This is a genomic window from Pseudomonas sp. PDM32 (assembly GCF_019219225.1).
In the GTDB taxonomy this organism is placed as follows: Bacteria; Pseudomonadota; Gammaproteobacteria; order Pseudomonadales; family Pseudomonadaceae; genus Aquipseudomonas; species Aquipseudomonas laurylsulfatiphila.
Genome location: NZ_JAHUWE010000004.1, coordinates 444,942 through 452,614, shown reverse-complemented (window position 1 = coordinate 452,614; position 7,673 = coordinate 444,942). Strand labels below are relative to the sequence as shown.

Annotated in this window: 7 protein-coding genes; 4 read left to right on the top strand and 3 right to left on the bottom strand. The window is 53.3% G+C overall.

Going from position 1 to position 7,673, the window contains the following annotated elements:
- A partial coding sequence (locus tag KW846_RS30395; RefSeq protein WP_371321739.1) for a hypothetical protein occupies nt 1–95 on the bottom strand: 95 nt, incomplete at its 3' end.
- A gap of 924 nt (nt 96–1,019) precedes the next feature.
- On the opposite strand from KW846_RS30395, the gene KW846_RS10730 reads away from it, so the two are divergent.
- The 4 genes from KW846_RS10730 (at nt 1,020) to KW846_RS10715 (ending at nt 4,426) form a co-directional block, all read left to right on the top strand.
- Complete coding sequence (locus KW846_RS10730; protein WP_218482204.1) at nt 1,020–1,283, top strand: DUF2790 domain-containing protein; 264 nt, start codon at nt 1,020–1,022, stop codon at nt 1,281–1,283.
- Nucleotides 1,284–1,471: 188 nt separating this feature from the next.
- Entirely contained in the window at nt 1,472–1,747 is a 276-nt protein-coding gene (locus KW846_RS10725) for a hypothetical protein (protein WP_218482203.1), read from the top strand.
- Nucleotides 1,748–2,275: 528 nt separating this feature from the next.
- Complete coding sequence (locus tag KW846_RS10720) at nt 2,276–3,523, top strand: ribonucleotide-diphosphate reductase subunit beta (protein WP_007978181.1); 1,248 nt, start codon at nt 2,276–2,278, stop codon at nt 3,521–3,523.
- Between the two features lie 405 nt (nt 3,524–3,928).
- Nucleotides 3,929–4,426, top strand: coding sequence for a Bro-N domain-containing protein (locus KW846_RS10715; RefSeq protein WP_218482202.1), 498 nt, complete (start codon nt 3,929–3,931; stop codon nt 4,424–4,426).
- A 45-nt stretch (nt 4,427–4,471) separates the two neighbouring features.
- Here the strand turns inward: KW846_RS10715 and KW846_RS10710 are convergent, their stop codons facing one another.
- Together KW846_RS10710 and KW846_RS10705 are read right to left on the bottom strand one after the other, a co-directional pair.
- Nucleotides 4,472–5,791: an McrC family protein gene (locus tag KW846_RS10710; RefSeq protein ID WP_218482201.1), complete on the bottom strand. Its 1,320-nt coding sequence runs from the start codon at nt 5,789–5,791 to the stop codon at nt 4,472–4,474.
- Nucleotides 5,788–7,365 carry an McrB family protein gene (locus KW846_RS10705; protein WP_218482200.1) on the bottom strand — a complete coding sequence of 526 codons (1,578 nt, stop codon included), beginning with the start codon at nt 7,363–7,365 and terminating at the stop codon, nt 5,788–5,790. Before KW846_RS10705 ends, KW846_RS10710 begins: the two co-directional genes overlap by 4 nt.
- Between the last annotated feature and the right edge of the window lie 308 nt (nt 7,366–7,673).

Here is a 7,673-nt window from a genome sequence, read left to right as displayed (position 1 = left end):
ACCGACTGCTGGTACATGGCCTTGTAGGTCGCCTCGTCGGTCAGGGTGTTGGCCAGAACCTCGGGACGAACGGGATACAGGGAAGCCGCACTCATCTTTCTTACCTCGGTGGAATAGTTGTTTTTGTATGACCCTGTTGTAGCCGGGCCGGGCCTATAGAACCATTCGACGATGGTAGTAACAAGCCCACACAAAATGTCGTGAATACCCTCGCGCCCGCGCTGCCCGGGCATCAGACAACACCTGTAGGAGCGAGCTCGATCGCGATGGTCGTCAACGATAACGCGCCCAATCTGACACCCCGCGGTGCTCTCTGGCTCATCGCGAGCAAGCTTGCTCCTACAAAAGCGGTACCTGTGGGAGCGAGCCTGCTCGAGATGGTCGTCAACGATAACGCGCCCAATCTGACACCCCGCGGTGTTCTCTGGCTCATCGCGAGCAGGCTCGCTCCTACAAAAGCGGTACCTGTAGGAGCGAGCTCGCTCGCGATGGTCGTCAACGATAACGCGCCCAATCTGACACCCCGCGGTGTTCTCTGACTCATCGCGAGCAGGCTCGCTCCTACAAAAGCGGTACCTGTGTGCGAGCCTGCTCGCGATGGTCGTCAACGATAACGCGCCCAATCTGACACCCCGCGGTGTTCTCTGGCTCATCGCGAGCAGGCTCGCTCCTACAAAAGCGGTACCTGTGGGAGCGAGCTCGCTCGCGATGGTCGTCAACGATAACACGCCCAATCTGACACCCCGCAGAGCTCTCTGGCTCATCGCGAGCAGGCTCGCTCCTACAAAAGAACAGGCTATTCATGGATTGTTACAGGATCTGTCAAAGGTGTTTATCAAAACCACGTCTATATGAACGTATCCGTCCCCCCTAAAATCTGCCACGCCAACAAGGCAACCTGATTAACCAAGTTACAGCCCCCACGAAGGCAGTTAATCAAACACCCAGGTACTGAAGCTCCACACGCAATCTCAAAAGGATTGCGTGCCCCCTCTCGACCTTAGAAAGGTAAAACTCAAATGAAAGCTTTATTGGTTCTGGCCCTCGGCAGCGTGTGCGTAACCGCCATGGCAAGCGAGGCCCCGACTGATGTCGCGCAGCAACAACCGCCTATTGAGGAATACACTTACTCGATGAATCTGGACATCGCCAAAGTGATCTCGATGAGCGAAACACCGAATGTTTGTGAAGTTGTCCCCATGAAAATGGAATACGAAGATTCCAACGGTCAACGGCATATCCTGCGTTACAGCGCGATGGGCAACGGTTGCTCTAACGGCTGACCCCTGCTTCACCCTCCCCCAATAAGGTTCGACCCACCCGCCACGATCAGGCAGATGAAGCGCCGAACCTTAATAATCGATTAATTCGATTGCTTTAAGCATTTATTTGCGCTTTTTAATCGAATTAATCGGCGTAGCATCAAGTTCAACCCAAGACAAACAACGCCCACGAATCCGGAGCACTGACCATGAAAACCCAACTGATCCTCGCCCTGACCCTCTCCGTCCTGGCTGCCCACACCTTCGCCGCCGATGGTTACGACCGCACCGGCTCGGCCGCCTACACCACTGAAGCGGCTGTCGCTTCCGACGGTTACGACCACACCGGTTCAGCCTCTTTTGCCGCCGATGGCGCCGACCATGTAGGTGCCGGCAAACTGGCTTCCGACGGCGCTGACCACACCGGCGCCGCCCGCCTCGCCGCCGATGGTGCCGACCATGTCGGTGCAGGTCGCCTGAGCTGATCCACCCGCGTGACTTCACAGCCCGACTTCGGTCGGGCTTAGTTGTGTCTGGAACCTGAGAAAACCCCACAGAAACACAAGATGTAGTGAAAAAAGCCTTTTTTGGTTATTTCTTGTACAAAAAATTCCCGGGGCAAAAAATCAGGAAAAAAAATCTTCCCCTGCCAATGCCCTTCAAAGCCCTGTAAACCCTCGCTCCGACCGAAATACGGCCCCCGTCGACCGATCCGTGAGCCATTTCGCCGCACCACAGCACGCAAAACTTCCCTATAATGCGGCCTTAAACGGGCCTGCAATATCCCCTTACAGGGATGAAAAGCCAGTCTGAAGCCCCGCACAGGCGCCTGCCGCTTGCTGCGCCCATCAGTGGCTCTCGGAACCCCGTACAAAATTCTGTTTGATGCCTGCGTATAGCTGCTGCAAAAAACGATTCCTTTAGATCCAACGCGGCCAGTAAGGCCGTGTGAAAAAACCAACCTATCCATTTTCACACGGGCACTCTGGCCCTCACGCAGGAGACGACACGTCATGCTGAGCTGGGACGAATTCGACAAAGAAGACACGGAAGTAGCAGTCAAGAGCGCCAACGCTGGCCACGCCACCGAAGCCAACATGGACCGTCTCGACAGCGCCGGCGGTGCCGCCGCCCTGGAAGCCCGTGCCGTGACCGCCGCTGACTCCGCCGCCGTTGCCCGCGCCAAAGCTGCCCTGGATTCCCTCGACGTCGCCGAAGGCCTCGCCGAACTCGAAGGCGCCTCCGCCCGTGTCGCCGTTGACGAAAAGCGCATGATCAACTGCCGCGCCGACCTCAACCAACTCGTACCTTTCAAGTACGACTGGGCCTGGCAGAAGTACCTGGACGGCTGCGCAAACCACTGGATGCCGCAAGAAGTCAACATGACCGCCGACATCGCCCTCTGGAAAAACCCGGAAGGCCTGACCGACGACGAGCGCCGCATCGTGATGCGCAACCTCGGCTTCTTCTCCACCGCCGACTCCCTGGTTGCCAACAACCTGGTCCTGGCCGTGTACCGCCTGATCACCAACCCGGAATGCCGCCAGTACATCCTGCGCCAGGCCTTCGAAGAGGCGATCCACACCCACGCCTACCAGTACTGCATCGAATCGCTGGCCATGGATGAAGGCGAAATCTTCAACATGTACCACGAGATCCCATCGGTCGCGAAAAAAGCCACCTGGGGCCTGAAATACACCCGCTCGATCTCCGATCCGAAGTTCGAAACCGGCACCGTCGAAACCGACAAAGAGTTGCTGCGCAACCTGATCGCCTACTACTGCGTCCTGGAAGGCATCTTCTTCTACTGCGGCTTCACCCAGATCCTCTCCATGGGCCGCCGCAACAAAATGACCGGCGTCGCCGAGCAGTTCCAATACATCCTGCGCGACGAATCCATGCACCTGAACTTCGGCATCGACGTGATCAACCAGATCAAAATCGAAAACCCGCACTTGTGGGATGCTGAAATGAAGGAAGAAGCTTCGCAGATGATTCTGCAGGGCACTCAGCTGGAGATTGAATACGCGCGGGATACCATGCCTCGTGGGGTATTGGGTATGAATGCGGCGATGATGGAGGACTACCTGAAGTTCATCGCTAACCGTCGTCTGTCGCAGATCGGCCTTAAAGAAGAGTATCCAGGAACCACTAACCCGTTCCCTTGGATGAGCGAGATTATGGACTTGAAGAAGGAGAAGAACTTCTTTGAGACTCGCGTGATTGAATACCAAACCGGTGGTGCGCTTAGCTGGGATTGATTCCCAAGCTAGCCGCGATTTGACGACTTGAATCGACAAATCGAACATCTGAAAGCCCCGATCTGATCGGGGCTTTTTTGTGGGGTAGGAAAACTCTTACTCGCAATCTCAGTAGTAGTTAAACCTCCTACATGTATTCCAGCACCGTCTGTATTGAGGGCCATTCAATGCGGCCCTAAGCTCTACTGCAGGTGCCTAAGAAACGCCCAACGTAGAAAGCTAGCCAATTACACAGACGAGCAGTCACCCTTGGTGATTAATCGTACGGCTGTGTGAGGCTTTTGCTCGTTGGAGCTTCTTATGTCCACTCTACGTTGGGTCAGGCCCGCAAAAGTCCAAACGTAGAGGTAATGGATATGCCTGAACACAACCTTCTCGTCACTCTCCGAACCATGGAGATCAGCCATGTCTGATCTCTGTTCTGTAACAGTCTTCACCCGCCACAATCTCCCTCTCCATGCTCTCCTCCGGGAAAACCAACCATGGTTCTGCGCCCGCGATATCGGCCGCTTGATGGGTTTCCATCTGAGTGAACGCATGGTCAACAAACTGGACAAGGACCAACACCGCCCGTTGTGGATTGAGTATTACCGGCAACCCGAAAAACAGCTGATGCTCAGTGAGTCCGGTGTCTATGCGCTGCTGGTCTATCACTACGCACCAGGAAATCGCTTGCTGCGAGAGTGGATCACCCATCAAGTGGTGCCGGCCTTACGTGATGCGGAGCAGCCGGACAATTCGGATCGGCCGATGTTGAGTTTGTTGGATTGGCCGGAGATGTCGCTGAGCCTGCTGCACTGGCGGGATGAACCGTGGATTCGGTTACGAGATATGCCTTGTTTACTGCCAGGTCAGCGGCAAACGTCTTGGTGGCGGAAGGTTTCGCAGTTTTTTCTGTTTTAACAGGTTGTCGCAAAAAGGGTGCAACCTTCTGCACCCTATATTGACTTAGCCCGCCAAACATCCGATCGACTCACCACTGGCCGTCTGTAACCACTGAGATTTCAGCGGCAACCCCTCAGGCCCACCCATCAAGATGCCCTGCTCCAAATCAAATGGCAGCACCCAGAGCTTAAGTTGTGGCGCGAACTCGAACACCTGCAATGGAGCATCAAACGCAGCTTGTCTTGGGTAGATCAGCACCAACTCCCCATCACCCGATAGATACTTATGGCCATAGGCGAACAACTGATAAAAATCTGATTGCTTCAATCCGTAGTTTTTATACTCTCCCGATGAGCTCAGCCGCTTCCACTTTGTGTCGAGCACCCAGCTTTTCTGCTGATGGTGGATCATCAGGTCCGGCCGCAGCTGAAAGAAGTTTTCATCCTTATGCTTACACAGGTGTTCACTGCGGGTTTGGGTCAGCAGTCGCGCATCGTGCAGCAGATCCCTACTTAGGCTCGCAGCTACATAACGCTCAAATAGCTTTTCCATAGGGAATAACAAGCTCATGCCATGCCAATCCCCAGCGACTGCTAAAGGCATCTGTTGTTTGAGGATCAGCTCGCACCATGGTTTCACCGGTACGTAGTGCGCCATCAGTCGCTCGTTACTCCATAGTTTGAAATCCTGATGCACGTTGCGGCTTGTAGACACCTCTAACAACACGGTTCTTAACTCGTGAGCCAGTCGCCAGTTACCAGCATCCTTTGTTGCTTTGCAGACCTGATCTAACGCGAATTTGATTAAGCGATTCTCTGGCCGGTCGGGCAAATAAATATCATGTCGTATCTGGAAATGGTGCTGTCGACCAGGGGGTTGCCGCATTTGCCTGACCACATCTAACTGACCACGAAGAAATCGCTGCTCCTCCTCCACTCGCTGGTAGTCAAAGCGTAGGCCTCGATTGATCAAGTGATCCAGAGCCAGTAAGAATCGGCCCATGACCCATTCACTCAATGGCGCATCGAAACTCTGAAGATCCGCGGTACCGACTTCACGGGTGGGTAAATCTAGGGAAGATTGGATCATGCGCCTCAGCAACGCTCTGCTCTGCTTGATGCAATCCTCGCGTTCGAAATGCTTGGGAAGAATTTCAAGGCGCGTACCACAGGGTGTTTCCAATACGCCGACGTAGTTGTCGAGCTTGAGCAAACAACGGTTTTCGAGTTGGACCAACCCCGCCCCCGCCTTGCTGAAGAAAGCACTTAATCTGCACAACCAGTCAAAGGCTGAAACCGATACCTGAGCAAGATCTAACGTCGGCACAGCGACGTTATCTGTCGTCAGCCTCGCGTATTCGCGAACCGTGACAATGGGTTTCACGCCGTCACGCCTTTCAATGCTCGGATAACTGCTACACCAAGATGGCGCGTATTAAACTCACGACCGCTTGAATGGTGTGTTGTTAGGCCATGTTCTGCCGCAAGCTCACGCAATATAGGCCGAGAGGGACGGACGATCTTTCCCGCCTGTAGAACTTCGATTGAACCACTTTCAAGCTGACGAACCTGGATATCGCCTTTTTCAGCTTCGATAGCGTCTTGCAGCTTTGGAAGCACAGCTTGGTGATCAATGACGCCCCAGTAGGACTCGATCCGAGCAAAGGCCTCTTCATTGATCATCCATTGGTTATTTTGGTTACTGAGCACCACTTGATCGCCAAACAACGAATCAGGCTTGAATGGTGGCTGTTCGATAAAGCAATTCTCTGCGGCTTTACGATGATCGTTGAGCACCCATTGAATTCGCTGCCAATCTTCAAAAAAGTACTCTTGCAGCAGCGGGAGAACTTGTTCACGAAAGATCTGACCCAATCGCTCCAACGTAGGGTCGCTATCTAGCGGCATAAAATAAGCGTGCCCCAGACAATGATCACGATCTAGCAGCATTTCGATTCGCTGATTCATCACTCTCAGGAGCTTGGCAATATTGAGCTCACCCACGGCAATGTCTTTCAACAACTCAGGCTTAGGCAGCATTTCGCGGAAAGTAAAGCGACGACGTAAAGCGATATCTAGACCGGCCAACGAACGATCAGCAGTGTTCATCGTGCCAATGAGATAGACATTGTTCGGTACACTGAAATGCTTCTTCGAATACGGCAGTGTCACTTTCAAAGCCTCGTCTGCCCCGGCACGCTTAGACGGTTCGATTAGCGTGATCAGTTCACCGAAGATCCGAGAAATATTGCCGCGATTTATTTCATCGATGATGAGTACATGAGCATTGTAAGGTTGGTTTTTTGGCTCAACCTCGGCGACTTTGGATCGCCCATCCAATATGCGCGCCACCAAAAGCGGCAAAATATTGTTGTAGCCATTAATGAGATACGGCTCCAGCATAGTCTCTGGCACCTTGTCAAAAACCTGCTTGTTGCGAATATCTGCGACAGTTAAACGTCCTGCGCGCACATATTCAGCAAGCGTGTTAAGCATGTTCATGCCAACCGGCAACTCTTTACCGTTGGGCTTAACCAAGTTGAGCAATTCTGTGGATGAACTTGTGACTAGGTATCCGGAACCAAAGGTTTCGCCCTTAGTAAAGAGACCGCCATGGCTCACTTCCGCTGCGGGCGCTTGTTGGGTCACTTTGGCAGTGCTACATAATCTTTTGAACACACCATCAACAACGTTATATCGCAATTGCCCGTCGTCTCCGCTTTCCGCGCGTAGGCCTTCAACGAAGTCTTCGTAGCTGAAGCTTTGATGAAACGTGACGAACTCGATATATCCGTCTGTGGCTAACTCATCGAAGCGCTTCTTCAGCGCAGCCCGATTTTCGTTGTTGGTATGAAGAAACTCAGGGGCAAGGATTTCCAGCGCTGCCTCGATGGTGGAGAAAGTCTTCCCGGTACCCGGGGGGCCAAACAAGATCTGGTTGAGTGCAGGCGAGGTCATCGAGTCGCTTTCCTTGGCTACATGAGCAAAAAATGGGCATCGCGTGGTAGCGGCTCGATCAAAGTCGGTAGAAGGTTACAGAAATCAAAACCCGACCATGGAAACAGGCTACAGCCGCAGGAGATTAATCCTACAACGGTAACTACATTGCCATCACGGGTAAAGCAGTACAGAGAGGCAAATCTGCTGCGGAAATTGGAAGCATTCGACCGCCGATCATCAAACAGTCGTTCTACGGAGCGAACTCCAATCCGGGATTCCGGTGGCGGACTTTGTTTATGCGACATATTCACCTACGCCATCGCGAG

Bases quoted from the DNA above. Each gene is read 5' to 3' on its own strand.
- KW846_RS10705 (WP_218482200.1), bottom strand. From the start codon at position 7,365: ATGACCTCGCCTGCACTCAACCAGATCTTGTTTGGCCCCCCGGGTACC.
- KW846_RS10730 (WP_218482204.1), top strand. From the start codon at position 1,020: ATGAAAGCTTTATTGGTTCTGGCCCTCGGCAGCGTGTGCGTAACCGCC.
- KW846_RS10720 (WP_007978181.1), top strand. From the start codon at position 2,276: ATGCTGAGCTGGGACGAATTCGACAAAGAAGACACGGAAGTAGCAGTC.
- KW846_RS10715 (WP_218482202.1), top strand. From the start codon at position 3,929: ATGTCTGATCTCTGTTCTGTAACAGTCTTCACCCGCCACAATCTCCCT.
- KW846_RS10725 (WP_218482203.1), top strand. From the start codon at position 1,472: ATGAAAACCCAACTGATCCTCGCCCTGACCCTCTCCGTCCTGGCTGCC.